Raw genomic sequence first — 23724 nt, 5'->3', positions numbered from 1 at the left:
CCATGGCCATACGACCGGGAGCGCGGAAGTGAGCACGACGGATACGATCCAGATCGCGGGTGCGGGTCCTGCCGGGCTCGCGGCGGCGATCACGTTCGCGCGCGCCGGGCGAAAGGTGGTGGTGCACGAGGCCCACCCGACGGTCGGCTATCGCTTCGGGTGCGATCTTCAGGGCGTCGAGAACTGGACGAGCGAGACGGACGCGCTCGACGAGTGGCGTCAGCTCGGCCTGGCGACCGACTTCGCCCGCCTCCCTTGCCGCAACGGGACGGCGTTCGACGCCCGGGGACGGGCCTATCCCGTGGAGAGCCGCGCCCCGCTTTTCTACATGATCGAGCGCGGTCCCGCGCCCTGGTCGCTCGACAGCGCGCTGCTCGCGCAGGCGCAGTTGCTCGGCGTGGAGGTCCGTTTCCGCAGCCGGCTCGATCGGCTCGACGGCCCAGGCGTGCTCGCCGTCGGGCCGCGGGCGGCGGACGCAATCGCGGTCGGGTACCACTTCGACACCACGATGCCCGAGGGCTTCTGGGTGATCTGCGACGATGCGCTCGCGCCCAAGGGTTATGCCTACCTCCTGGTGCTCGGCAAGAGGGGCACTGTGAAGAGCTGCATGTACTCGGGCTTCAAAGAGGAGCAGCTCTACGTGCGCCGCACGGTGGAGGCGTTTCGCCGGCTCATCGGCCTGGAAATGCGGAACCCGCAGCCCCATGGCGGGGTGGGCAATTTTCGCCTGCCGGTGACGGCCCGTTCCGGCCTGCACGTAGTCGCCGGGGAGCAGGCAGGATTTCAGGACGTGCTCTGGGGCTTCGGGATTCGCCTGGCCGTCCGCTCGGGCGTGCTCGCGGCCCGGAGCCTCATCGAGGGCAGCGACTACGACGCCTCCTGGCGGCGCGAGATCGGCCCGCTCGTCGAGGCCTCGATCGTCGACCGGGCGCTCTACGGTCTCGTCGGGAATCGCAGTTACGGCCTGCTCCTCCGCTACCAGGCGCGGGGAGACGCGAGGGAGTTTCTCCGCCGTCACTACGGCCCGTCCCGGTTGAAACGCGCGCTCGTGCCCTGGGCGAAGCGGCGCTACCGGAGCGAACGCCGGGATGCGAGCTGCGATCACGTCGAGTGCGGCTGCATCTGGTGTCGTTGCGGCGACGCCGCGGCGTGACGCACGCAGCCACGAAACGCCAATCGAATGGAGAGAGCCTCATGTCGGTCAAGATCATCGCCACCAGGACGTGCAGCCACTGCCCCAACCTCGAGCGCGAGCTTTGCGACCTCGGCATCCCCTATGAAGTCGTGTTCGTCGAGGAGCACCCGGAGGTTATTGTCCGGTACAGCATTCGCCATTCGCCGAACCTCGTCGTCGACGACGAGGTCGTCTTCCGCGGCCAGCCGAGCGAGGGCGAGCTCCGGACGTTCTTCGCCGCGCGTTCAATAACATGACCTGGAGCGTGTTCGGACGATGGACGTGAAGCGGCAGCCGATTGATCCGGTGTGTGGGATGTCCGTGAACGAGGAGACGGCTCCGGCACGCCTCGAATACCGCGGTCAGACGGTCCATTTCTGTTCCGAGTTCTGCCGCAAGAAGTTTCTCGCCGAGCCGGAGCACTATGCCGCGCTGTTCCGGGTGGAGCCGGCCGCGCCGCCACGCGAGCACGTGGTGATCCCGATCGGCGGCATGCGCCGCCCCGACTGCCCGCAGCGCATCGAAGACGCGCTGCGCGCCGAGGCCGGCGTCGGTCACGCGGCCGTCAATCTCCATACCGGGGTGGCGGTGGTCGATTACGATCCCGCGCGAACCGGGGTGGCGCGGCTGCTCGAGGCCATTCGGCGCGTCGGGTTCACCGCCGGCGCCGCGCGCGTGCGCCTCGCCATCAAAGGAATGACCTGCGCCTCGTGCGTGACCGCCGTCGAGGATGCGCTTGCGCGTACGCCGGGCGTGCTCTCCGCGACCGTGAATCCGGCCGAACCGGTGGCCGACGTGATCTACGAGCCGCGCGTCGTCGACTTCGAGGGCTTGAAGCGCGCGATCGAAGCGAGCGGCTACGAGGCGACCGAGGCGACGGCGGCCACCGAGGAGGGCATTGACCAGCAGGAGCGGGAACGGCGGCAGGAGTACCGCACCCTCATGCGCAAGTTCTGGTTCGCGGCCGCCGTCTCGGTGCCGGTCATCGCCTTCAGCTACCCCGACCTCATTCCGGGTCTGCGCGAGTGGTTGGCGCCCGGGAGCGCCGCCCGCCGCATCGTCTGGGCACTGCTCGGGCTCCTCACGCTGCCGGTGCTGCTGTGGTCCGGCTCCCAGTTCTTCAGCGGCATGTGGGCAGCGCTCAAGCACCGCTCGGCCAACATGCACACGCTGATCGCCGTCGGGATCACCGCCGCATACCTGTACTCCGTCGCTGCCGTGGCCTTCCCGCAGCTTTTCCCCGAGATGGCGCTTGCGGAGGTGTTCTGGGACGTGACCGCCGTGGTCGTCGCTCTGGTCGTGCTCGGCCTCGCGCTCGAGCTCAAGGCGAAGGGTCGGACATCCGAGGCGATCAAGAAGCTCATCGGCCTGCAGGCGAAGACCGCGCGGGTGCTGCGCGACGGCCGGGAGCAGGATATCCCCGTCGAAGAGGTGCTGGTCGGCGACACGGTCGTGGTGCGCCCGGGCGAGAAGATCCCGGTCGACGGTCAGGTGCTCGAGGGATCGAGCGCCGTGGACGAGTCGATGATCACCGGCGAGTCGATCCCGGTCGAGAAGCACGCGGGCGACGAGGTGATCGGCGCGACGCTCAACAAGACCGGGAGCTTCCGGTTCCGCGCGACCAAGGTCGGCAAGGACACGGCGCTCGCCAACATCATCCGCATGGTCCAGGACGCGCAGGGCTCGAAGGCGCCGATCCAGCGGGTCGTCGACCGCGTGGCCGGTTACTTCGTGCCCGCCGTGATGATCCTCGCGGTGCTGGCGTTCGTGGCGTGGTACGACATCGGGCCCGAGCCCCGCATCGTGTACGCGACGATCGTGCTCGTCACCACGCTCATCATCGCCTGCCCGTGCGCGCTCGGGCTCGCGACGCCCACCTCGCTCACGGTCGGCATCGGCAAGGGCGCCGAGAACGGCATCCTCATCCGCTCGGGCGACGCGCTCCAGACCGCGAAACGGCTCGACGCCATCGTGCTCGACAAGACCGGGACCATCACCCGGGGCGAACCGGCGCTGACCGACGTCGTCCCGGTGGCGGGCTTCGAGGAGGGCGAGGTCCTGCGCCTCGCGGCCTCGCTCGAGCGCGGCTCGGAGCACCCGCTCGGCGAGGCCATCGTGCGCGGCGCGCAGGAGCGCGGGCTCGCGCTCGCCGACGCCGCGGACTTCGCCGCCGTCCCCGGTCACGGGGTGAGCGGCGAGGTGGAGGGCCGGGCGGTGCTGCTTGGCAATGCCAAGCTCATGAAGGACCGGGGTGTGGACAGCGCCGCGCTCGAGACCGACTGGCAGCGGCTCGCGGAGGAAGGCAAGACGCCCATGTATCTCGCGGTCGATGGGCGCGCGGCGGGTCTCGTCGCCGTGGCCGATACCGTGAAGCCCGACTCGCAGGCGGCGATCGCCGCCCTCAAGCGGATGGGGCTCGAGGTCATCATGATCACCGGCGACAACGCCCGAACGGCCCGCGCCATCGCCCGGCAGGTCGGGGTCGACCGCGTGCTGGCGGAAGTACTGCCCCAGGACAAGGCGCACGAGATCCAAAAGCTGCAGCTCGAAGGCAAGACCGTCGCCATGGTGGGCGACGGCATCAACGACGCCCCGGCCCTCGCTCAGGCGGACGTCGGCCTGGCGATCGGGACGGGCACGGACGTCGCGATCGAGGCGAGCGACATCACCCTTATTAAAGGAAGCTTGAAGGGCGTGGTGACGGCCATGCAGATCAGCCGCGCGACCATGCGCAACGTCTACCAGAACCTGTTCGGCGCGTTCATCTACAACACCCTCGGCATCCCGGTCGCGATGGGAGTGCTGTATCCGGTTCTGGGGGTTCTCCTCTCGCCCATACTCGCCGCGGCCGCCATGGCCGCCAGCTCCGTGACGGTCGTCACCAACGCCAACCGGCTGCGCTACTTCCAGCCGAAGGAGGCCATCGCATGACCCCGGACCGCTGGATGGTCACGGCGCTGGGCCTCGCGCTCGTCGCCTTCATCGTCTGGTTCTTCTGGATGAAGCGGGCGAAAGGCACGCGCGCGGCGCTGACCTCGGGCGGCTATCAGGAGGCCATGATCCTGGTGAAGGGCGGCTACACGCCGGACGTGGTCGTGGTGGAACACGGCAAGCCGGTGCGGCTCAACTTCCGGCGCGAGGAGACGGCGGCTTGTTCCGAGATGGTGCTGCTGCCCGATTTCAACAAGAGCACGCGCCTGCCGACGGGCGAGACCGTGCCGGTCGAGTTCCTGCCCGATCAGCCGGGCGAGTACGAGTTCGCATGCCAGATGGGCATGTTGCGCGGCAAGTTGATCGTCGAGTGAGCGCAGAGTCGCGCGAGGAGGCGGTGATGGATGGCTGGCATACCCGGTCGATGAGCACAGGTCTCGCCGGCTTTGCGATCGCCATGGTCGGTTTGGCCGTGTGGGCCTGGCTGCGCTTCGGTTTCTCGGTCGTGACCGCAGTCGCGGCGGCGATCGCGATCGGATGCGTTGGCGCGATGATCTACACCTGGTGGCTCGCAGGCCGCGTACTGGGTCCAGTCGACCAGGCAAGAGAGGGCGCGACGCGCCGCGGGCGGGGAACCAAGCAGGGAAATGCAAAATGAACCAGGCTCACGCGAAAGCAGACAACACGGCGGCCTGGACTTTCTGGCGCTCGCGTATCGGCCTGACGTTTCCAGGTTTCCTGGCGATTGCCGCCTTTTTTCCGCTCACCGAGCACCCCGCGCTCGGTGCGCTGCCCTTGATTCTGCTCGCCCTGTGTCCGCTGGTGCATCTCTTCGGCCACGGAGGACATGGGTATGGCGCGATGGCGAAGTTAGGAGGTCGGCGATGACGCCGCATGCGACGTTCTCGTTCCCGGCGTACGGCCTCTGGTCGCTCGTGATCATCAATTCGCTCGTGTTCATTCTCTTTCTGTACAGCTTTACGCAGCCCAGGCGCGCTCGTGACTGGCGGGCACTAGGCGGTGTATCGGCATTTCTCGTGGCGCTCTTCGCCGAAATGTACGGTTTTCCCCTGACGGTCTATCTGCTCGCCGGCTGGTTGCAGACGCGGTTCCCGCAGGTCGACTGGTTCTCGCACGATGCCGGTCATCTCCTGGAGATGCTGTTCGGCGCGCGCGCCAACCCGCACACCGGCCCGTTTCACCTGTTGAGCTACGCGCTCATCATCGGCGGGTTTTTCCTGCTGGCGCGCGCCTGGCCCGTGCTGTACGCCGCGCAGCGGATGGGCGCTCTCGCGACCGAAGGTCCGTACGCGTACGTGCGCCATCCCCAGTATCTCGCGTTCCTGCTCATCATGTTCGGTTTCCTGCTCCAGTGGCCGACGCTGCTTACGCTCGCCATGTTCCCGGTACTCGCCTACATGTACGTGCGCCTCGCCCGGCGAGAGGAGCGTGAGATCGCAGCCCGGTTCGGCGAGGTGTATCGCCGCTACGCGGCGCACACGCCGGGGTTTCTGCCCCGGTGGCGCCGGGTGCCTGAACTCGATCCGACCGACATGCCGAAATGACCTGGCCGGAGGGATACCCGTGTGTCATCTGCTTCTCCTGTTGCCGATGTTGGGTCTGCCCGTCTTCTGGCTGTGGCCGATCGAAGTCGCCGCGCCGGTATATGCCGTGATCTTTGCCGTAGCCGTGTGGACCTATGGGCTCGCACTGCGCTCGGCGCACCGTCCGGTGGAAACGGGCCGAGAGGCCATCCTGCATGGCCGCGGGCGGGTGGTGAACGCGGGCGGACGCCGGCTCACGGTTCAGCTCGGAGCCGAGCTCTGGAACGCCGAGTCCCGCGATGCCCTGAGGGCGGGGGACGAGATACGGGTGCTCGGGGTCGACGGGCTGGTACTGAACGTTGCGCGCCTCGCCGAGGCACGGGACGGATCAAAGGAGGTGGCGCATGGCGCATGACCACGGGCAGGCACCGCGTTCCTGGTACCGCACGCGAACGGGCCTCGCATTCCTCGGGCTGCTCGTCATTGCCGGCTTTTTCCTGCTCACCGAGCACCGGGCGCACGCCCTGGGCGCGCTGCCGTTCATCCTGCTCGCCCTCTGCCCGCTGCTGCACCTCTTCGGCCATGGCGGCCACGGGCACGGCGGTCACGAGCCGCCGAAAGGGGACCGTCCATGAGTCCCGATGCGACAGCCGCCTACGGCCTTTGGGCGCTGGTGATCATCAACTCGGCCGTGTTCCTGATCTTCCTCTACAGCTTCAGCAAGCCGCGCAGTGCCCGCGACTGGCGCTCGTTCGGGGCGGTGTCCGCCTTCATTGTCGCGCTCTTCGCCGAGATGTACGGCTTTCCGCTCACCATTTACCTGCTCTCGGGTTGGTTGCAGTCGCGCTATCCCGGGGTCGACTGGCTCTCGCACGACGCGGGGCACCTGCTCGAGATGCTCTTCGGCTGGAAGAGCAATCCGCACTTCGGGCCGTTCCACCTGCTCTCCTTTGCCTTCATCGGCGGCGGCTTCTGGCTGCTCGCCTCGGCCTGGCGCGTGCTTTATGCCGCCCAGAAGAGCGGCACGCTCGCGACCGCCGGCCCCTACGCATACGTGCGCCACCCGCAATACGTGGCGTTCGTGCTCATCATGCTCGGCTTCCTCGTCCAGTGGCCGACGCTGCTCACGCTTCTCATGTTCCCGGTACTTCTCTACATGTACGTGCGCCTCGCCCGGCGCGAGGAGCGCGAGGTCGAGGCACGGTTCGGGAAGGCGTATCGCAGCTATGCCGCGCGCACGCCGGCCTTTCTTCCCGAGTGGAAGCGGCTCATCGTGCCGCGACCGGGAAAAGGCGGGGATTGAAGGACCCCGGGGATCGAATCCCCGCAACCGCGCCGGCAGCGGCGCACACGCAAACCAGCAAGAAGGAGAAACGGCAATGAAACAGACGGTACGGAAAGCAATCGCAGTGGGTCTGGGGCTCGCTCTGCTCGGGATGGCGAGCGCCTACGCCCAGACCGGCGGCATGATGGGCGGACAGAAGGGCGGAATGATGGGCGGAGGCCAGGGCGGCGGGATGATGGGTGAAATGGGGGGTCCCGGCGCGCAGAAGATGAGCGGCATGATGAGCGACATGGCCAAACAGATGAAGGAGATGTCGGGCCACATGTCGCAGGGGAAGCTGAGCGCCACGGAACAGAAGCAGATCGCCGAGCGCATGCGCACCATGGCGACGATGCTCGATCGCATGTCGGGCATGGCGGGCAAAGGGATGATGACCGATGCCGACATGGACAAACAGATGGACCAGATGCGCAAGCAGATGGACGACATGATGCCGTACCCGGGCGGACCGTCGCACCGCGGGCTTTGAGTGTCCTGGCGGGCCATCGAACGTCATGCGCGCGCGACACGCTATCTTCCCCGGCCTGCTGATCCTCGCCCTGCTCGCGCCCGTCCACGGCGCGGTGGGCGGGCATCGCCAGATCGTGGACGGGGTCGCGATCTACTTCGGTGTGGTCCCTGCCGAGCTCGTGCGCGGCCACCCGCGCGAGCATCCGGAGAGCGAGATGCACGGCGGCATCGCGGCGGGCGAGAGTCACCTGATGGTCGCGCTGTTCGACGAGAAGACCGGCGAGCGCATCGTGCGCGCGAAGGTCGCTGCGACGATCACCGGGAGTGACCGGAAGATCGAGAAGCGGCTCGAGCCGATGGTCGTCGCCGGGGCAGCCACCTACGGCAACTACGTGTATCTGGCCGGGCAGGGGCCTTACCGCATCGATCTCGAGGTGCGGCTGCCGGGGCGAGCCCGGCCGGTGCGGGCGCGATTCGAGTGGGCGAGGTCGTGACGGCCGGCGGGGAAAATGCCTCGCGGCCCGGACGGAGGTGAATCATGAACACGAAAGAGATTTCCGTTCCCTTGCTGATCCTGCGCATCGGTCTGGGCGCGTTCCTGCTGCTGTTCGGCATCGACAAGCTCGTCGCGCCGCAGACGAGCGTCGACGTATTCGCGCAGTTCTACGGCATCGCCGCCGGGACGGGAACCGTGTATCTCGCGGGCGGGCTGGAGGTCGTGCTGGCGCTCGCGATCCTCGCGGGCGCATGGAAGACGCTGAGCTACGGCCTCGGATTCCTCGTGCACGCGTTATCGACGGCGGCGAGCTGGCGCGAGCTGCTGTCGCCCTTCGGCGAGGGCCACCTGTTCATCGCGGCGATCCCGGTGCTGGCCGCGTTCCTCGCGCTCTTTCTGCTGCGCCGGCACGACACGCTGCTGAGCGCGGGGGGATGAGATTAGACGCGGCTCGATCGATCCCGGCGGTCAACAAGATGTCACGGAGGTCAAAATGAAGAGTCGGACGTCCCGCGCTGTCTACCGGTGGTTGGGCGCCCTGCTCGCGCTCGCCGTGATTGCGCCCTTGGAGGCGCAGCTCCACCAGCAGGTGGTCGACGGCGTCGCGATCTATTTCGGCGTGGTCCCGGCGCAGGTCGTCCGCGGCCATGGCCCGGAACATGCCGAGCGACAGATGCACGACGGCGTGCCGGCAGGCGAGAACCATATCGTCATCGCGCTCTTCGATGCCAAGAGCGGCAAACGCATCACCGATGCCGACGTCACCGCCAGGGTCGCGGGCAAGGGATCGCCGGCCACCGAGAAGCGGCTCGAGCCGATGGAGATCGCCGGTGCCATGAGCTACGGCGGGTACTTCTACATGGCGGGAGCGGGCCCTTACCGCATCGAGCTGCGTGTCCGGCTGCCCGGCTCGCAGCGCGCGATTCCCGCCGTGTTCAACTGGACGCGAAGATAAGGGAACTCGGTGCAGGGCGCCGGACGGGTATTCCTGCTGATTGTCCTCTCCCTGGGGCTGCCGACAGGCGCCGGCGCAGCCGATGCGTCGCGTGCGCCCGATCTCCTCACGCTCGCCGGCGCGTTTCGGCTCGCCGCGGCCTACGACGCGCGCATCGCCGCCGCGCGCGCGGCTCTCCGGGCCGGGCGCGAGCAACGCGCACAGGGTCGCGCGCTCCTCCTGCCGACGCTCGGCTTCCGGGCGGATACGACCTACAACGATCTCGACGTGGAATTCCAGCGGCCCCACCCGCTCCTTCCGAGCGGCACGCGGTCCTACAACAGTAACCGCTACGGCGTGGAGCTGAACCAGCCGCTCTACGACCGGGCGAAGCTCGCCCGGTACCGACAGTCGCAGGCGCTCGCCACGCAGGCCGAGATCGGCTACGCGGTCGCGCTGCAGGAGCTGATTCTGCGCGTGTCCGAGGCGTACTTCGACGCGCTGCTCGCCGAGGATACGTTGCGTCACCTCGAGGCCGAGCTCGCGGCGGTCACCGCGCTGCGCGACCGCGTCCGGCGCACTTTCGAGGCGGGCGTCGCGGCGATCACCGACGTGCGCGAGGCCGAGGCGCGCTTCGACCTCGTTCATGCCCGGGCAATCGGCGCGCGCAACACGGTGCGTGTCCGCCGAGAGGCGCTGCGCAAGCTCCTCGGGCGATCCGTGAGCGCGCTCGCGCCGCTCCGCGCCCCCGTCGCGCTCGTGCCGCCTCGGCCGGAAGACCCCGAGCACTGGGCGGACGCGGCCGAGCAATCGGGATTCGCTGCGGCGATCGCGCGCGAGACCGTCGAAGTGGCGCGGCAGGAGCTCGCGCGGCGCGAGGGCGGGCGCGAGCCCAGGCTCGACCTCGTCGCGAACTACGCCGACGCGAGCGAGAACGACAGCGTCTTCGGCATTGGTGTCGACACGACCGCGGGGTCGGTCGGGGTGCAGGTGCAGATGCCGCTCTACGCGGGCGGGGCGCTCCGCTCTCAGGTGCGCGAGGCGGCGGCGCGCTACGAGCAGGCACGCCACGAGCGCGACGAGACCGCGCGGCAGGCGCGGCTCGACGCGCAGGAGGCGTATCTCGGCCTCGAGAACGGAATCGCCCAGGCGCAGGCCTACGAGCAGGCCGTGCGCTCGAGCGAGACGGCGCTCGGAGCAGCCGAGCGAGGTCTCGCCGCCGGGACGCGCACGGCGCTCGATGTGCTCAACGCGCAGCAGCAGCTCTACGGCGCGCGCCGCGAGCTCGCGGCGTCCCGCTACGCGGCGATTCTCGCGGGACTGCGGCTCATGGCCCTCGTCGGCGGGCTCACTGAAACCGAGCTCCTCGCCGTCGACGCGCTGCTCGAAGCCCCCTAGCGACGAGGCCCGACATGCGCAGGACCTGGTTGTGGACTCTGGTAGCGCTCCTCGCGCTGGCGGGGCTGTCTTACGCGCTCTTCCTGTGGCTCTCCCCGCCAGCCCTGCCCGAAGGCTTTCTCTACGGTAGCGGTCGCATCGAGGCCACCGAGGTGCAGGTCACGGCCGAGGTCACCGGACGCGTGCTGGAAAGCCGGCTCGTCGAAGGGCGCACGGTCGAGGCGAACGAGGTGCTCGCCCGGCTCGACGAGACCGATCTGCGCACGCGCCTGAAGCAGGCCGAGGCGAACGTCGCGGCGGCGGCGCGTGCGCAGGAACGGGCGGCCGAGCAGCTGCGCACCTGGCGGCATCATCTGCAGACCGCGCAGGCCGATCTTGCACGCTATCGGAAGCTGCGCGCGAGCGGGGATGTCTCTGCCCAGATGCTGGATCAGGCGGAGAACCGCTTCCGCGAGGCCCGAGGTCAGGTCGAGGCGCTCACGGCGGCGCTGGCCCAGGCGGCGGCAAGGCGCGAGGCGGCCGCACGCGAAGTCGAGCTGCTGCGCTCGCAGCTCGACAAGACGGTCATCCGCGCGCCCATCGCCGGGACGGTGCTCACGAAAGGGATCGAGGTCGGCGAGCTCGCCACACCGGGCCGCGTCATCGCGGTGCTCGCCGACCTCGCGCAGCTCGAGCTCAAGGTGTACGTGCCCGAGCGCGAGCTCGCCAAGATCCGGCTCGGCGATCCCGCGCGCGTGCGCGTGGGCGCCTTCCCGGATCGGTACTTCGAGGCGCGCGTGGCGCGTGTCGATCCCCGCGCGCAGTTTACGCCGAAGGATGTGCACATGCCGGACGAACGCGCGCGGCTGGTGTTCGGGGTCATGCTGGCGCTCGAGGGCGGCGAGGGTCATCTGAAGCCGGGGATGCCGGCCGATGCGTGGATCCGCTGGGAGCCGCAGGCCGAGTGGCCCGAGCGGCTCGTCGTGCCGGGGTGAGGCCGAGCACCGGTCGTGCCGCAGGCGGCGATTGAAGCGCGTGGCTTGACCAAACGCTTCGGCGAGCGTGCCGCGGTCGTCGACCTTGCGCTCGCCGTCCGGCGCGGCGAAGTCTTCGGGCTGATCGGGTCGGACGGCGCCGGCAAGACCACCACGCTGCAGATGCTCGCCGCCATCCTCGACCCGAGCGCCGGGACGGCAACCGTGCTCGGCTACGACAGCGTGCGCGAGGCGGCCGAGATCACCGCGCGCATCGCCTACATGTCGCAGCGTTTCACCCTCTATGGGCGCCTCACCGTCGAGGAGAACCTCGACTTCTTCGCACGCCTGCATCGCGTGCCCGAGGCATCCCGCACCGAGCGCAAGCGGCGCCTGCTCGCCTTCGCGCGGCTCGAGGCGCACCGCGACCGGCTCGCGCACGCGCTCTCGGGCGGCATGCAGAAAAAGCTCGCGCTGTGCTGCGCGCTGATCCACGAGCCCGAGCTGCTGCTGCTCGATGAGCCGACCACCGGCGTCGACCCGGTCTCGCGGCGCGAGTTCTGGAATATCCTCTACGAGGCCCTGATCGCGGGGACCACCATCGTGGTCTCGACGCCGTACATGGACGAGGCGGAACGCTGTACGCGCGTCGGGCTGATGCACGAAGGCAGGCTGATCGCCTGCGACGCGCCGTCCCGGCTGCGCGCCGGAATGCCGGGGGCGATGCTGGAGCTCGCCGCCCGCCCCCAGCGTCCGGCGCTCGCGGTCCTCGGCGAGGCCTTTCCGCGGTCGCGCCCGTACGTCTACGGCGAACGCATCCACCTGCGCGTGGACGCCGGCGTCCAGGCCGAGGCGGTGGCTGCGACGCTTGCCGAGCGCGGGATCGCCGCGACCGCGGTGCGTCAGGTGCCGCCGAGCCTCGAGGACGTGTTCGTCACGCGCCTCGCCGAAGCGGCGCCCCCGCTGCCCCCGCCGCCCGCACCCACGCGGGGCGCGCCGCGCCCGGGCCCGGCGGTCGAGGCGCGCGAGCTCGCCCGGCGCTTCGGACGCTTCACGGCCGTCGACCGGGTGAGCTTCACGGTGGCACGCGGCGAGATCTTCGGCTTCCTCGGCCCGAACGGCTCGGGCAAGACGACCACGATCAGGATGCTCTGCGGGCTGCTCGCCCCGAGCGCGGGCCGCGCGACGGTCGCCGGCTACGAGGTGGGCGGCGAGGCGCGCGCGCTCAAGGCGCGCATCGGCTACATGTCCCAGCGCTTCTCGCTCTACGAGGACATGACCGTGCACGAGAACCTCGACTTCTTCGCCGATGTCTACGAGGTGCCGCGCGCCGCGCTCGCCGCGCGCCGCGCCTGGGCGCTCGGTCTGGCGGGACTCGCGGGCGAGGAGGGGCGGCTCGTGCGCGCGTTATCGGGGGCGGTCAAGCAGCGCCTCGCACTCGCCTGCGCCGTGCTGCACGAACCCGAGGTGCTGTTCCTGGACGAGCCGACCGCCGGCGTCGATCCGCTCGCACGCCGGCGTTTCTGGGAGCTGATCGCACGCCTCGCCGAGCGCGGCGTCACCGTGTTCGTCACCACGCACTACATGGACGAGGCCGAACACTGCCACCGCCTGGGGCTTCTCTACAACGGGCGCCTGATCGCCCTCGGTGCGCCCGAGGAGCTGCGCGCGGGCATGCGCGCGGAGGAGATGCTCGAGCTCGAATGCGACCAGCCGGTCCCGGCGCTCGCGCTGTTCCGCGACGAGGAGGGCGTGCAGGCATCCTTCTTCGGCGACCGGTTGCACCTGCTCGTCGACGATGCCGAGCGCGCACGGCCGCGCATTCTCGCGCGCCTGCAGGAGGCCGGGCACGTCGTGCGGCGCGTGGAGCGCGTGCCGCTCGGGATCGAGGACGTGTTCATGGTGTTCGTCCGCATGGAGCAGGAGCGCCTCGCGCTCCTCCGCGAACGCGAGCGCGCGGCCGGATGAAGAGCCTCATCGGTCCGGTCGTCTGGAAGGAGGCGCGCGAGATCCGCCGCGATCCGGTGACGATCGCCGTGGCGATCCTGCTGCCGCTGATCATGCTCTACCTCTTCGGCGCGGGGCTATCGCTCGATGTGGAGGAGGCTCGCCTCGCGGTCTACGACCAGGACCGGAGCCCGGCCTCGCGCGCGCTCATCGACGCCTTCCCGCGCTCGGGTTACTTCCGGCTGGCGCACGAGATCCGCGCGGAGCACGAGATCGGCGAGCTGCTCGACCGCGGGCGGGTGCGGCTCGTGCTCGTGATCCCCGAAGGTTTCGCGCGGCGCCTGGCGCGGCGCGAGCCGGCGGTGGTGCAGACACTCGTCGATGGATCGTTCTCGGCCACCGCGATGGTGGTGGTCGGCTACGCCGAGGCCGTCGTCCAGAGCTTCGCGCTCGCGCAGACGCCGGCCGGCAAATCCGTACCCCTCCCGGTCGTGCTCGATGCCCGGGTGTGGTTCAACGCACCCCTCGAGAGCGTGAACTACATCGTTCCCGGGCTATTCGGCGTGATCCTGATGGCCTTCCCGCCGCTCCTCACCGCGCTCGCCGTCGTGCGCGAGAAGGAGGCCGGCTCGGTGCAGCAGATCTTCGTCTCGCCGATCCGGCCCTTCGAGTTCATCGCCGGCAAGGCGATCCCGTACGCCGGGATCGCCTTCCTCGAGATGCTGCTGATCCTCGCGGCCGGCCTGTGGTGGTTCGAGGTGCCGTTCCGCGGGAGCCTCCCCCTGTTCCTGGCTGCGACCCTCATCTACGTGGTGTGTACCGTGGGCTTGGGGCTCCTCATTTCGAGCGTCACGCGCAGCCAGCTCGTGGCCATGCTGCTTGCGCTCGTCCTCACCCTCATGCCGTCGTTCCTCTTCTCGGGATTTCTCTTCCCGATCTACACGATGCCGGCGATGATGCAGCTTTACACGTATCTCTTCCCGGCACGCTACTTCATCGAGATCTCGCGTGGCATCGCAATGAAGGACGTCGGCCTCGCCGTGCTCTGGCCGCAGTTCGCGCTGCTCGTCCTCTATACGGCCGTCGTGTTCGCGTTCACCACGCGGCTCTTCCGTAAGAAGGTGGGGTGATGGCGGCGCGCGGCCGGGGACTCGCGCTCGCCCGCAAGGAGCTGATTCAGTTCCTGCGCGACCGACTGATGCTGCTCCTCATCCTGTACCTCTACACGATCGAGGTGCTGATGTGCGTGTACGCGCTCTCGTTCGATGTGCGCGACCTCCCGACCGCGGTGCGCGACCTCGACCGCTCGGCGGCGAGCCGCCAGCTCGTCGACCGCTTCGAGCGCTCCGGCTACTTCCGGGTCGACCACCGCGTGGCGCGCGAGGTTGAGCTGGCGCGGCTCCTCGATCGCGGCGAAGTGCTCGCGGCGATCGTGCTGCCGCCCGGTTTCGGGGAGCGCCTGGTCCGGGGCGAAAGGACCGCGGTGCAGCTCATCCTCGACGGCTCGAACGCGAACACGGCGAGCGTCGCGAAGGGCTACGCCGAGCGCATCGTGCTGCGCTTCGCGCTCGAGCACCGGGCGCCGCACGGCGGCCGCCTCGCGGTCGAGAACCGGCCGCGCGTCTGGTACAACTCGCAGCTCACCTACAGCCACTTCATGGTCCTGTCGATGATCGCGCTGGCCGGGATGATGGTGGGCGTGATCACCGCGGCGGCCGGCATCGTGCGCGAGAAGGAGTCGGGGACGATCGAGCAGCTCCTGGTCACGCCGGCGCGGCCCGCCGAGCTGGTCGCCGCCAAGATGGCGCCGCCGCTGATCGTCGGCCTGGTGGCGCTGTTTCCGAGCCTGGTCATCGCCGCCCTCGTCGGCGCGCCCCTGCGCGGGAGCCTCCTGCTGTTCGTACTGTTCTCGGCCGTCTTCCTGCTGAGCAGCATGGGCATCGGGATCCTTGTCGCGACGATCACGGACACGCTCCAGCAGGCGCTCCTCGTGTCCTTCCTCGTGCTGTTTCCCGTGCTGTTCCTCTCGGGCACGCTCGTGCCGCTCGAGAGCATGCCGCGGTGGCTCCAGTACCTGGCCGAGCTCAGCCCGCTGCGCCACTACATGGAGTCGCTGCTAGGACTCTTCCTCAAGGGCGTCGGGCTCGACGCACTCTGGCCTCGCCTGGCCGCCACAGGACTGATTGGCGCGCTGTTGCTGACCGTGGCCATCCGGCGGCTCCGCCGGCGGATGGCCTGACGAAAAAATGGGTGCGATGGGAAACGATCCGGGATCCGGCAGCCCGTCTGATGCCGAGCGCTATGCTCAAAGGAGCGTTGCGTGACCCGGTTCAGAACCCGGCAAGGGCATGCGTCGGCGAAGCCCCGGTTGTGGGCGCGGGGCGCGCATCGGGACCGCATCGCCGGGCGCACGTATCCGGCCGTCGTCCTGGCCGTGATACTTGGCGGCTCGCTGTCGGTGCTCGCGTACCGGGGCCTGGAACTCTGGGAGCGCGACCGTGTCGACTTGGCGTTTCGTGAGGTGGTGGGCGAAGTCACTTCCGAGGTTGACCATTGCTTCCAACATCAGCTGGACGGCGCGCGCTCTCTTGCGGTCCTGCACGGCGCTGCCCTCGGCAGGGTCACCGCCGCCGAGTTCACGCGGCTCGCGCAGCCGCTGCTCTCCGGCTGTGAAGCGCTCGTCGCTCTCCATTGGATCCCGCGGGTGAGTGGCCCCGAGCGCGCGGTATTCGAGGCGCGCGCCCGGCGCGAGTATCCGCAGTATGGTATCCATGTCCTCGACGACGCCGGTCGGCTGGTACCGGCGCCCTCACGGGAAGAATACTTCCCTGTCCTGCACGACGAGCCGCCCGCGCACGCCGGCACGCAGCCGCCGGTCTTTCCGTTGATCCACGGCTGGCACCTCTCGGGTTTCGACCTGGCCTCGCTGCAGCGCGAGCTCGAGGCGATCGAGCAGGCGCGCGACACCGGCCGTCCGGCCTTCGCCGCGCACCAGGTGGAGGACCCTCGACGTCCGGTGTTCGAGGTCCTGTTCTATCCAGTATACCGCCGAGGAGTATCGACCGAGGATCTCGCGTCCCGTCGCCGGCACTTCGTAGGCGTCGTCGCCGGCGTTTCCCGCTGGAGCGACCTCGTTGACGCAGCCCTGCGCAAGGCTGGCGATCCCGGGCTCGATGTCTCGGTCTACGAGACCAGCCCCGCGGGCGAACGCGAGCTGCTGTATTTTCGTCCTGGCGGGCAGGCGCCCGGCGTCGTCGCGCTCGCGCGCAGCGGCCTCGGGCCCGCAGTGCCGACGGTGGAGAACGTCATCGACACGGCCGGTCACACCCTGTCCTTCAGCTTCGTTCCGGTCCTCGGCTATACCCTCCGGCCCGGCTGGCTGCCGTCCGCGGCCCTGGGCGGCGGACTGCTCGTGACCCTCCTGGTGGCGTGCTACCTGCATGTGCAGCGCGCGCGGAGGCAGCAGAGCGAGGCGGTGGCCCGCCAGCTCGCCGAGGCCGACCGGCGCAAGGACGCGTTTCTCGCCATGCTGGCGCACGAGCTCCGCAACCCGCTGGCGCCGATCGGCAATGCCGTGCAGGTGCTCAAGCGCCAGCCCCGGCTGAGCCCCGCGACGGTCGCCTGGGCGCAGGCGCTGATCGAGCGCCAGGTGAACCAGCTCACCCGCCTCATCGATGACCTGCTCGACGTGGGCCGCATCGCGCGGGGGCAGCTCACGCTTCAAAAGGAGCGCGTGGACCTCACGGATGTCGTGGCGCGGGCGCTGGAGACGGTCCAGCACCTCGTCGAGTCGCGGCATCAGGTCCTGTCGGTTGCGCCGCCAGCCGAGCCGCTGTTGGTCGAAGGCGACCGCGCGCGGCTGGTTCAGGTCGTCGGCAATCTGCTGCACAACGCCGTGAAGTACGCGGGGGACGGGGGTCGTATCGAGGTCGGCCTGGGTCGCGAAGGCGCGGACGCGGTCGTGCGCGTGCGCGACTACGGTGCCGGCATCCCGCCCGAGGTGCTGCCACGAATCTTCGACCTGTCCGACGAGCAGCGCCGCAGCGGCGCCGGGGGAATGGGGCTCGGTCTGAACCTCGCCCACAAGCTGGCGGCGCTGCACGGCGGGCGGCTCACTGCCGCGAGCGGGGGTCCGGGCGAGGGCGCCAAGTTCACGGTGCGCCTGCCGGTGCTCGAGGAGCGCGACGCGGCGAGGGCAGCCGTGCCGGTGACGGCCGCAGGCGCGCGGCCCGCGGCACGGCGGATCCTGGTCGTCGAGGACGAACGCGACGTCGCCGAAAGCTTCCGGATGCTGCTCGAGCTCCTGGGGCATGAAGTACGCGCGGTGCCCGACGGGCCCGCGGCGCTCGAGGCCGCCCGCATCTTCGTGCCCGAGGTCGTGTTCATCGACATCGGCCTGCCCGGGATGGACGGTTACGAAGTGGCTCGACGCCTGCGGGCGCAGCAGCGCGAACCGCTGTTCCTGTGCGCGCTGACCGGGTTCGGGCAGGCGCGCGACCGGGAGCGCGCGCGGGACGCCGGCTTCGACGAGCATCTCACGAAGCCCGCGAGCGTCGACGCCCTGGAAAAGCTGCTGGCCGCGCTCCCGGCCCGGCCTTCGGCGTCCGGCGGACATGCGCCGCCGCACGGGCGCCGGCAATGATGACCCGATGTGCCGACGGAGGTGTGCCATAGAGCGAGATCCGGTGTGCGGAATGCAAGTGGACCCTGAACAGGCGGCAGGGAAGCGCGTGTACGAGGGACGGATGTATTACTTCTGCAGCCCCGCTTGCCTGGCGAAATTCGATCGGGCGCCGGCGCAGTATGCCGGCGAGCAGGGATCGCGGGATGGCGCCGAAGAGACCTGAGCGATCCGGAGCCGAGACGCGAGCGTCTCGTGCGGACAAGGCAGCAGCTCGGGCGGCCTATGGCTCAGCAAGCGCACGTTCTCGCCGGTCGATCGAGAAGAACCGGGGTGCGTATCATTATATATGGGCGCTGTGTCGCCGGCCCCGGGACACGGAGTCGACCTTCCAGCGCCTGGCTCGGGGGGGCCCGGGGATGCCGCCGCTCGCCCGGGCCCTCGCTGTTAGAATGCATCGTAATAAGGCTTTGACCACTAAGTAAGGGGAGGGGGATGGAAACCGATACCGATGCGTTGCGGTCATTGACCGATCGATACAAAGCCGACCCCGAATCCGTGTACCACACCTGGTTCATCGGCAGCGAGGCGCGGCTCAAGGCCTTTCGCAGCATCCGGCGGGGGGTCGCGGGCGTCGTCGAGGACATCCAGGCGAGGCGCTTCCCGAACGACTTCAAGGGTTCGTCGCTCGAGTTCGTGCTCGGCTGCATCACCGAGCAGAAGCAGGTATTCGAGGGGGCCGCGCACCCCTTCTACTGGAAGCCGAAGCTCCGTATCCCCGACATCTACGAGAACGAGGCGAACAAGCAGGCCTTCGGCCGGTTTCTGTACGCCTGCCTGAACGCCACCGATTCCCTGTCGGTCGAGAAGGAAATCCTGAAACTCGCCGGACAGCGCATCAAGGGGCTCGGCCCGGCGGTGGCGAACATCCTCTACTTCCTGCACCCCACCGCCTTCCCGCCGTTCAATACCGCGATGGTGAACGGCTTCAACGCCGTCTTCGGCGCCAAGAAAAAGCTCGGCGATTGGGAGAGCTATCTCGAGATGCGCGAGACGCTCACTCAGGCCAACGGCGCGCTCGGCGTCCTCTCGAAGGATCTCGGCGCCTTCGCGGGGCTGCTCTTCGACGTGGGCGTCGGGAAGCTCGCGGCCGACGGCGAACTCGCCGGAGAGCTCTCGCTCGCCCGCGAGAGAATCGAGGCGGTGCGGCGCAAGCGCCACGAGGAGGTCGAGAAGGATCTCGCCGAGACGCGCGAGCACACGCGCGTGCAGCATCAGCTCGTGAAGCTCGGAAGAGCGCTGGGCTACGACGTGTCGGTCGCGCGCAATGACCGCAGCGCGTCCTGCGAGGGCACCGCGCTCGGTTACCACTGCCTCGAGTGCCTGCCGGACCTCGGTCTACCGCCCGAGGTGCACCAGACGGTCGACCTGATCGACGTGCTCTGGCTGCACCAGGGCGAGCCGCGCATCGCCTGCGCCTTCGAGGTGGAGAAGAGCACCTCCATCTACTCCGGCATGCTGAGGCTCGCCGACATGGCGTTGTCGCTCCCGGGCAAGGAGGAGCATCTCTACCTCGTGGCCCCGCGGTCCCGCGAGCGGGAGATCCTCGAGCAGCTCCGGCGGCCGATGTTTCAGCGGCACGACGAGTTCGCGCTGTCGTACCTGTTCTTCGAGGACCTCGACCGGCATCTCGATTCCTTGTGCCTCCTGGGCGGCGACCGTCGCGTGCTCGACAAGCTGGCGTGCCGTTGTGGCGAAGACATTACTCCCCGCCCTTAGCCCGACAACCGTTGCCCATGCGTTCCGAACAGAACTACGGCCGGCTCGTGGCGATCTAAAGAGGAGTTACGGGCATCCGCCCGCTGGAGGCCGATCGATGAAAAAGCTGCTTGCGAGCCTAGTTGCGATAATGGTCCTTGCACCGCCCTTCACGGCGTTCGCCGGTCCGGACATGCTTCAAATGAGGGATCGAGAACGGGCGGCCGCGGCGGCTACGGCCAGGAAGGCAGAGCAGGCCAAGCTCAAGGCCTGCTACGAGGCGCACGGACACCTCATGGAGCAGTTCCAGCAGGGCAAGTAACGAGGTGACGGGACGGAAGGGAGGCGAGGCGGTCCAGGAACTGTGGACCGCCGCCACCCTCACCGATATCGTCGCTCCTCGCTCTCAGCCCTGCGGCTTGATCGACGTGATAACGTAACGGCCGTCGCGCTGCACGAACGTGAAGACGACCTCCTGCTGCTCGGGCTTGAGCTGATCGAGCATCGTCTTGTCGGTCAGCTCGAAGTCCATCGTCATTGCCGGCCAGCCGAGACTCTTGATCGCCTCGTGGGCGATCTTCACCCGCCCGCCTTTGGCATCCACGGACTTTACGGTTCCGCGCGCTTCCGCCTGCTGAGCCGCGTGGGCGGGGGACAGAAGCGGGGGCGGCCAGCCGCTGACGTGCGGAGCGGCACCCGCGATCGCCGGCCTTTACTTCGTTCGTTGAACAGGGGTCAAAGGGCCTGCTCTCATCCTGTTGGGCACCCGGACTGCTAATTGATGCCTGGCGAAACGGCACTAGGGGGTTGAGCCGGGCACGACCGGAGCCCCGCCGCCATCACCGCCGGGCACCGGCTCGCCGCGACGGGCAGCTTCGAATTCCTGCCGGTCGAGCCGGCCGTCGCCGTCGGTGTCCGCTGAAATGAAGCCCAGCCCCGGGGATGAATCGGCCTCGCCCTGCTCGATGAAACCGCTCCGGTTCGAATCGAGGCTCTCGAAAGTCGCCGAGCCGGGCCCGGTACGCAACGACTTGGCGCTGCCGCCCGACCTCACGCTCTCGCCCGCGGCGAAGGCCGATCCAGAAAATGTGGAGAGGGCGAAGACCACGAGCAGGGCCTTACGAGCAGAACTCAATGTGTACACTTGAAGCATGGATGGCACCTCTTTTCCTGGTCGTTGACTTCGTGGCTACGAAGTCGATACGACTCGGTGCCTCGGGAAATGTTCCCCTGCCGCTCGAACCTCCGTGAGAAGAAAAGGGCCGCCTGAAAGAGCGGCCCGTTGTAGTGCTCAGAACGTCACCCGCCCGTAAACCGTTCCGTTCGCGAAGGCCGCGCCATCGCGCAGGTTCTTGTAGACGATCTGGGGATACCATGTCCCGGCCGTGGACGGCGTCGTGAACACGATGTCGAAGCGCTGACCGGGACTGATGTCGAGGCTCGACTTCGTCTCAGGCGCCGCATACGCCCGCCCGTCCTGCACGTAAACCGTAAAGGGCTTGGCGTTGCCGGCACCGTCCTTGATGCTGAACGTGCCGTTGGTCGAGTGTAATCCTATCAGACGCAGCGCCACTCTGCTGTTCCGAGCGGCCGAGAGCGAAGAGGCCGGCGCGGAAGCCGACCGGCCCTCGTTTCCATTGATGAGGAAGTAGCGCGGGTTGTAATCGGCGAACACGATCGCGTCGCCAGTGGCACTGTGGTAAGCCGGGTCGACCGTGCTGAAGACGTAATTCTGCACGTAGTTGTAGGCAGTCGCCGGCTCGTGCGTGATCTGGTTGAGCCAGTTCCCGGCCGCGTCCTTCGGTCGCACGATGAGCGCCCCGTACATGCCCATCTCGAGGTGCTTCACCGTGTGGACGTGGCAGTGGTACATGTAGCTGCCCGCCATCTCGCGCGTCGGCGTGAAGGTGTAGGTGTCGCCGTTGACGGGCGCGCCCGTTTCGGGCACGCCGTCCTCCGCCGTCGGCACGTCGGCGCCGTGCAGGTGGATCGTGTGGCCGTTGTACGGCGCGGCTTCCTGCGGCGCCATCATCATGTTGAGCGTCAGGTTGAGCGTGTCGGTCGTGCTGATCCCTTCCGGATACACGCCCAGCTCGACCACCGGACCGGGGAGTGTGCCGCCCCCCATCATGCCGCCGGAGCCGAACACCCAGAACGTAACGCGCTGGCCATCGCTCATGGTCTTGTTGAGGGCACGGACTGATAGGGTCCGGTTGACCGTTGCGGCCTGCGCCGTCGCGACCGCCGCAACAAGCAGCGCCGCACCCGCGAGAACCGCTCTTGCCTTCGTTGAGTCGTACACGGTTGTCTCCTCCCCGTTAACGCATATTGATCATGGTGACGACGCCGTTCAGGTATACGCCATTGGCGGTCTCCATCTGCGCGGTGTGCACGTGCATCGGGTAGCTCCCGGGCTGGTTCAGCGGGAACAGCACGTCCGCGGTGCCGAGCGGGGCTACGTTGATGACGTCGACCTGCTTGTAGGGCGCGGCTGCGCGCACGCCGTTCACCGCGAGCACCTGCACGTGGTTGCCGTGGAAGTGCAAGGAGTGACTGAACTGGCCGCCGTTGACGATGCGCACGAGCGCGGTCTGGCCGACCCCGCCGTCGATCGTCGTGGCGGAGTCGGCCATGCCGTCCTCGCCGCCTTTGCCGTTGATGAGGAAGTAGTTCGGCTTGTAGACATTCGTGTTCACGGTGCCACCGCTTCCCGCCACGTCGTTCCAGCGCGGCTTGTCCATCTCGCCGACGACCCAGGTGCGATGGAAATCGTAGGCCGGACCGTTGGTCCACGCGCGGTTGCTGCCGTCGGGCGGCCCGACCACGACCGCGCCGTAGAGCCCCATCTCGCGATTGACCGCATTGTTCAGTGTGTCGTAGTAGAGATACGTCCCGGCCGCGGCCGCCGTGAAGGTGTAGGTACGGCTTCCGCCGGGCAGGATGCTCGTCGTATCGGTGGTGAGGCCTTTGACGAGGAAGTTGTGGGGGAGGGTGTGGTTGTTGACGACCGTGACGTTGAGGGTATCGCCTTCGTTGGCTTCCAGGAGGGGGCCGGGGAATTTGGGGCTGCCGGCGACGTCGGTGTATCCCCAGGCGGCCAGGGTGGCGCCGCCTCCTCCGTGAATCGCGATGCTCCCTGACGTTATGTACAGCGTGTAATTGCGTGTTGCCGCGGTGGCGCTGGTAGCCAGGCAAATCAGCAACCAAGCGACCGCACCTCGCACGAGATGCTTCATCGCTTCTCTCCTCAGGAGTGGTGGTTTGTCTTTTCCCTTCTTGTTCTTCTTTCGCCTCCCTTGCAGTCGTTCTCCGACCGCAGTTCATTCTTAAGACTCCTTAAGGAAGCGGCATATAACGCGGGCGCCGGCACAAGTCAACATTCGAAGAGGGGAAATCTTTACTGATACGGTCGTCGATTCGCGAATCCGGTGATCCGAGAGGAGCGGATTCGGAATTCGAGACCGAGGGAAGACATACAGAGAGATGTTTGAGTGGGTAGCGAACGAGAGGCGGGATTGAGCTGGATGAAGCCGGTAGCGAGAAATCACGGGGTCCCAAAAGATCGACCGTTCGCTTATATTGATCTGCGTCAAACCTAAGAGCACGGAACGCTGTAATGTGAGCCGTTCATGACCACGTCAGGCTTGGTTCGGTCGATTCTGCGCTGCATCGTGTTTGCGCTGTGGCTTGCTGCACCGCTCGCCCAGGCGCACGCGCCTTTCGCCGACGATGGTTTCTCGCCGGTTGAGGAGGATTCCACGCGGGCGATCCCGCTGTCGATGGCGGCGGCAGCCGCAGCCGCCGTTCCCGCCACTTTCCGCTTCCCCGGCGTTGAATCAGCGAAGGCGGGCCCGACGGCGTCCCCTTGTCAGGGCGGAGGCCTTTGTGACGGCTGCACGGACTGTTGCGCCCAGGCAAACGGCGGCCATTGCTCCGTTTGCGGCCACGGTGTCGCCGGACCGAGCGACTTCATTTGGTACCCCACCTCCCGAGCCACCCTGCGTTCGGCGGCGCTTTCCCTGTTCACCCAGCACACTGCGCTTCCTGATCCCCGACCTCCCCGCGCTTGACCCCGCTTAGTGCCTGAAGCCGGTCCGGCCTCGGCCGGTCCGTTGTTGCCGCTCCGGCGGCATCCTATGGCTTGAGGGTGTTCCATGACCAACAAGAATCGTT

General features: G+C 68.2%; 26 protein-coding genes. 22 read left to right on the top strand and 4 right to left on the bottom strand.

The window, feature by feature from the left end; genetic code table 11:
• The first annotated feature begins 28 nt into the window (after nt 1-28).
• The 22 genes from SVA_RS16030 to SVA_RS15925 all read left to right on the top strand — a co-directional run bounded on the left by SVA_RS16030 (nt 29) and on the right by SVA_RS15925 (nt 19572).
• Nucleotides 29-1153: an NAD(P)/FAD-dependent oxidoreductase gene (locus SVA_RS16030; protein ID WP_096462177.1), complete on the top strand. Its 1125-nt coding sequence runs from the start codon at nt 29-31 to the stop codon at nt 1151-1153.
• A gap of 41 nt (nt 1154-1194) precedes the next feature.
• Nucleotides 1195-1431 (top strand): glutaredoxin family protein, encoded by a 237-nt coding sequence (locus SVA_RS16025; RefSeq protein WP_096462176.1) that lies wholly within the window; start codon nt 1195-1197, stop codon nt 1429-1431.
• Nucleotides 1432-1450: 19 nt separating this feature from the next.
• Nucleotides 1451-4105 carry a heavy metal translocating P-type ATPase gene (locus SVA_RS16020; protein WP_096462175.1) on the top strand — a complete coding sequence of 885 codons (2655 nt, stop codon included), beginning with the start codon at nt 1451-1453 and terminating at the stop codon, nt 4103-4105.
• A complete protein-coding gene (locus SVA_RS16015) occupies nt 4102-4479 on the top strand; it encodes a cupredoxin domain-containing protein (RefSeq protein WP_096462174.1) in 378 nt (125 codons plus the stop codon). Before SVA_RS16020 ends, SVA_RS16015 begins: the two co-directional genes overlap by 4 nt.
• 26 nt (nt 4480-4505) lie before the next feature.
• The gene (locus SVA_RS16010; protein ID WP_096462173.1) at nt 4506-4763 is read left to right on the top strand and encodes a hypothetical protein; all 258 of its coding nucleotides are present in this window, start codon (nt 4506-4508) and stop codon (nt 4761-4763) included.
• The gene (locus SVA_RS16005) at nt 4760-4993 is read left to right on the top strand and encodes a DUF2933 domain-containing protein (protein ID WP_096462172.1); all 234 of its coding nucleotides are present in this window, start codon (nt 4760-4762) and stop codon (nt 4991-4993) included. Before SVA_RS16010 ends, SVA_RS16005 begins: the two co-directional genes overlap by 4 nt.
• Nucleotides 4990-5670: a methyltransferase family protein gene (locus SVA_RS16000; protein ID WP_096462171.1), complete on the top strand. Its 681-nt coding sequence runs from the start codon at nt 4990-4992 to the stop codon at nt 5668-5670. The genes SVA_RS16005 and SVA_RS16000 overlap by 4 nt, the downstream gene beginning before the upstream one ends.
• 19 nt (nt 5671-5689) lie before the next feature.
• The gene (locus SVA_RS15995; RefSeq protein WP_148665524.1) at nt 5690-6064 is read left to right on the top strand and encodes an NfeD family protein; all 375 of its coding nucleotides are present in this window, start codon (nt 5690-5692) and stop codon (nt 6062-6064) included.
• On the top strand, nt 6054-6284 hold the full coding sequence (locus SVA_RS15990) for a DUF2933 domain-containing protein (RefSeq protein ID WP_096462169.1): 231 nt from the start codon (nt 6054-6056) through the stop codon (nt 6282-6284). The genes SVA_RS15995 and SVA_RS15990 overlap by 11 nt, the downstream gene beginning before the upstream one ends.
• Nucleotides 6281-6952, top strand: coding sequence for a methyltransferase family protein (locus tag SVA_RS15985; protein ID WP_096462168.1), 672 nt, complete (start codon nt 6281-6283; stop codon nt 6950-6952). The genes SVA_RS15990 and SVA_RS15985 overlap by 4 nt, the downstream gene beginning before the upstream one ends.
• A gap of 76 nt (nt 6953-7028) precedes the next feature.
• Nucleotides 7029-7463 carry a hypothetical protein gene (locus SVA_RS19955; RefSeq protein WP_096462167.1) on the top strand — a complete coding sequence of 145 codons (435 nt, stop codon included), beginning with the start codon at nt 7029-7031 and terminating at the stop codon, nt 7461-7463.
• A gap of 25 nt (nt 7464-7488) precedes the next feature.
• The gene (locus SVA_RS15975) at nt 7489-7938 is read left to right on the top strand and encodes a hypothetical protein (protein WP_096462166.1); all 450 of its coding nucleotides are present in this window, start codon (nt 7489-7491) and stop codon (nt 7936-7938) included.
• Nucleotides 7939-7982: 44 nt separating this feature from the next.
• A complete protein-coding gene (locus SVA_RS15970) occupies nt 7983-8378 on the top strand; it encodes a DoxX family membrane protein (protein WP_096462165.1) in 396 nt (131 codons plus the stop codon).
• A 55-nt stretch (nt 8379-8433) separates the two neighbouring features.
• Nucleotides 8434-8895, top strand: coding sequence for a hypothetical protein (locus SVA_RS15965; protein ID WP_197703259.1), 462 nt, complete (start codon nt 8434-8436; stop codon nt 8893-8895).
• Nucleotides 8896-8904: 9 nt separating this feature from the next.
• The gene (locus SVA_RS15960) at nt 8905-10272 is read left to right on the top strand and encodes a TolC family outer membrane protein (protein ID WP_096462163.1); all 1368 of its coding nucleotides are present in this window, start codon (nt 8905-8907) and stop codon (nt 10270-10272) included.
• Nucleotides 10273-10286: 14 nt separating this feature from the next.
• Nucleotides 10287-11246: an HlyD family secretion protein gene (locus SVA_RS15955; protein WP_096462162.1), complete on the top strand. Its 960-nt coding sequence runs from the start codon at nt 10287-10289 to the stop codon at nt 11244-11246.
• 45 nt (nt 11247-11291) lie between these two features.
• Entirely contained in the window at nt 11292-13193 is a 1902-nt protein-coding gene (locus tag SVA_RS15950; protein WP_179948797.1) for an ATP-binding cassette domain-containing protein, read from the top strand.
• Nucleotides 13190-14302: an ABC transporter permease gene (locus tag SVA_RS15945; protein WP_096462160.1), complete on the top strand. Its 1113-nt coding sequence runs from the start codon at nt 13190-13192 to the stop codon at nt 14300-14302. Before SVA_RS15950 ends, SVA_RS15945 begins: the two co-directional genes overlap by 4 nt.
• Complete coding sequence (locus SVA_RS15940) at nt 14302-15411, top strand: ABC transporter permease (RefSeq protein ID WP_096462159.1); 1110 nt, start codon at nt 14302-14304, stop codon at nt 15409-15411. The genes SVA_RS15945 and SVA_RS15940 overlap by 1 nt, the downstream gene beginning before the upstream one ends.
• An 81-nt stretch (nt 15412-15492) precedes the next feature.
• Nucleotides 15493-17814, top strand: a complete 2322-nt coding sequence (locus SVA_RS15935) for a CHASE domain-containing protein (RefSeq protein ID WP_096462158.1) — start codon at nt 15493-15495, stop codon at nt 17812-17814.
• Between the two features lie 7 nt (nt 17815-17821).
• Entirely contained in the window at nt 17822-18019 is a 198-nt protein-coding gene (locus SVA_RS15930; protein WP_169924211.1) for a YHS domain-containing protein, read from the top strand.
• Between the two features lie 269 nt (nt 18020-18288).
• Nucleotides 18289-19572 (top strand): hypothetical protein, encoded by a 1284-nt coding sequence (locus tag SVA_RS15925; RefSeq protein ID WP_096462157.1) that lies wholly within the window; start codon nt 18289-18291, stop codon nt 19570-19572.
• Nucleotides 19573-19957: 385 nt separating this feature from the next.
• Here SVA_RS15925 and SVA_RS15915 read toward each other — a convergent pair whose 3' ends face one another.
• The 4 genes from SVA_RS15915 to SVA_RS15900 form a co-directional block, all read right to left on the bottom strand.
• Complete coding sequence (locus tag SVA_RS15915) at nt 19958-20209, bottom strand: copper-binding protein (protein ID WP_269456953.1); 252 nt, start codon at nt 20207-20209, stop codon at nt 19958-19960.
• A 141-nt stretch (nt 20210-20350) separates the two neighbouring features.
• Nucleotides 20351-20704, bottom strand: a complete 354-nt coding sequence (locus SVA_RS15910) for an EF-hand domain-containing protein (RefSeq protein ID WP_096462154.1) — start codon at nt 20702-20704, stop codon at nt 20351-20353.
• Between the two features lie 138 nt (nt 20705-20842).
• Nucleotides 20843-21853 (bottom strand): multicopper oxidase domain-containing protein, encoded by a 1011-nt coding sequence (locus tag SVA_RS15905; RefSeq protein WP_148665523.1) that lies wholly within the window; start codon nt 21851-21853, stop codon nt 20843-20845.
• A gap of 16 nt (nt 21854-21869) precedes the next feature.
• On the bottom strand, nt 21870-22787 hold the full coding sequence (locus SVA_RS15900) for a multicopper oxidase domain-containing protein (RefSeq protein ID WP_096462152.1): 918 nt from the start codon (nt 22785-22787) through the stop codon (nt 21870-21872).
• Between the last annotated feature and the right edge of the window lie 937 nt (nt 22788-23724).

It is taken from the genome of Sulfurifustis variabilis, from assembly GCF_002355415.1.
In the GTDB taxonomy this organism is placed as follows: Bacteria; Pseudomonadota; Gammaproteobacteria; order Acidiferrobacterales; family Sulfurifustaceae; genus Sulfurifustis; species Sulfurifustis variabilis.
This window is presented reverse-complemented; position numbering and strand designations above follow the sequence as displayed.

Coding starts and splice junctions, on each gene's coding strand:
- SVA_RS16020 (WP_096462175.1), top strand. CDS start 1,451: ATGGACGTGAAGCGGCAGCCGATTGATCCGGTGTGTGGGATGTCCGTG.
- SVA_RS15975 (WP_096462166.1), top strand. CDS start 7,489: ATGCGCGCGCGACACGCTATCTTCCCCGGCCTGCTGATCCTCGCCCTG.
- SVA_RS19955 (WP_096462167.1), top strand. CDS start 7,029: ATGAAACAGACGGTACGGAAAGCAATCGCAGTGGGTCTGGGGCTCGCT.
- SVA_RS15910 (WP_096462154.1), bottom strand. CDS start 20,704: ATGCTTCAAGTGTACACATTGAGTTCTGCTCGTAAGGCCCTGCTCGTG.
- SVA_RS15970 (WP_096462165.1), top strand. CDS start 7,983: ATGAACACGAAAGAGATTTCCGTTCCCTTGCTGATCCTGCGCATCGGT.
- SVA_RS16005 (WP_096462172.1), top strand. CDS start 4,760: ATGAACCAGGCTCACGCGAAAGCAGACAACACGGCGGCCTGGACTTTC.
- SVA_RS16010 (WP_096462173.1), top strand. CDS start 4,506: ATGGATGGCTGGCATACCCGGTCGATGAGCACAGGTCTCGCCGGCTTT.
- SVA_RS15945 (WP_096462160.1), top strand. CDS start 13,190: ATGAAGAGCCTCATCGGTCCGGTCGTCTGGAAGGAGGCGCGCGAGATC.
- SVA_RS15925 (WP_096462157.1), top strand. CDS start 18,289: ATGGAAACCGATACCGATGCGTTGCGGTCATTGACCGATCGATACAAA.
- SVA_RS15990 (WP_096462169.1), top strand. CDS start 6,054: ATGGCGCATGACCACGGGCAGGCACCGCGTTCCTGGTACCGCACGCGA.
- SVA_RS15940 (WP_096462159.1), top strand. CDS start 14,302: ATGGCGGCGCGCGGCCGGGGACTCGCGCTCGCCCGCAAGGAGCTGATT.
- SVA_RS16015 (WP_096462174.1), top strand. CDS start 4,102: ATGACCCCGGACCGCTGGATGGTCACGGCGCTGGGCCTCGCGCTCGTC.
- SVA_RS16025 (WP_096462176.1), top strand. CDS start 1,195: ATGTCGGTCAAGATCATCGCCACCAGGACGTGCAGCCACTGCCCCAAC.
- SVA_RS15930 (WP_169924211.1), top strand. CDS start 17,822: ATGTGCCGACGGAGGTGTGCCATAGAGCGAGATCCGGTGTGCGGAATG.
- SVA_RS15900 (WP_096462152.1), bottom strand. CDS start 22,787: ATGAAGCATCTCGTGCGAGGTGCGGTCGCTTGGTTGCTGATTTGCCTG.
- SVA_RS15955 (WP_096462162.1), top strand. CDS start 10,287: ATGCGCAGGACCTGGTTGTGGACTCTGGTAGCGCTCCTCGCGCTGGCG.
- SVA_RS15965 (WP_197703259.1), top strand. CDS start 8,434: ATGAAGAGTCGGACGTCCCGCGCTGTCTACCGGTGGTTGGGCGCCCTG.
- SVA_RS16000 (WP_096462171.1), top strand. CDS start 4,990: ATGACGCCGCATGCGACGTTCTCGTTCCCGGCGTACGGCCTCTGGTCG.
- SVA_RS15985 (WP_096462168.1), top strand. CDS start 6,281: ATGAGTCCCGATGCGACAGCCGCCTACGGCCTTTGGGCGCTGGTGATC.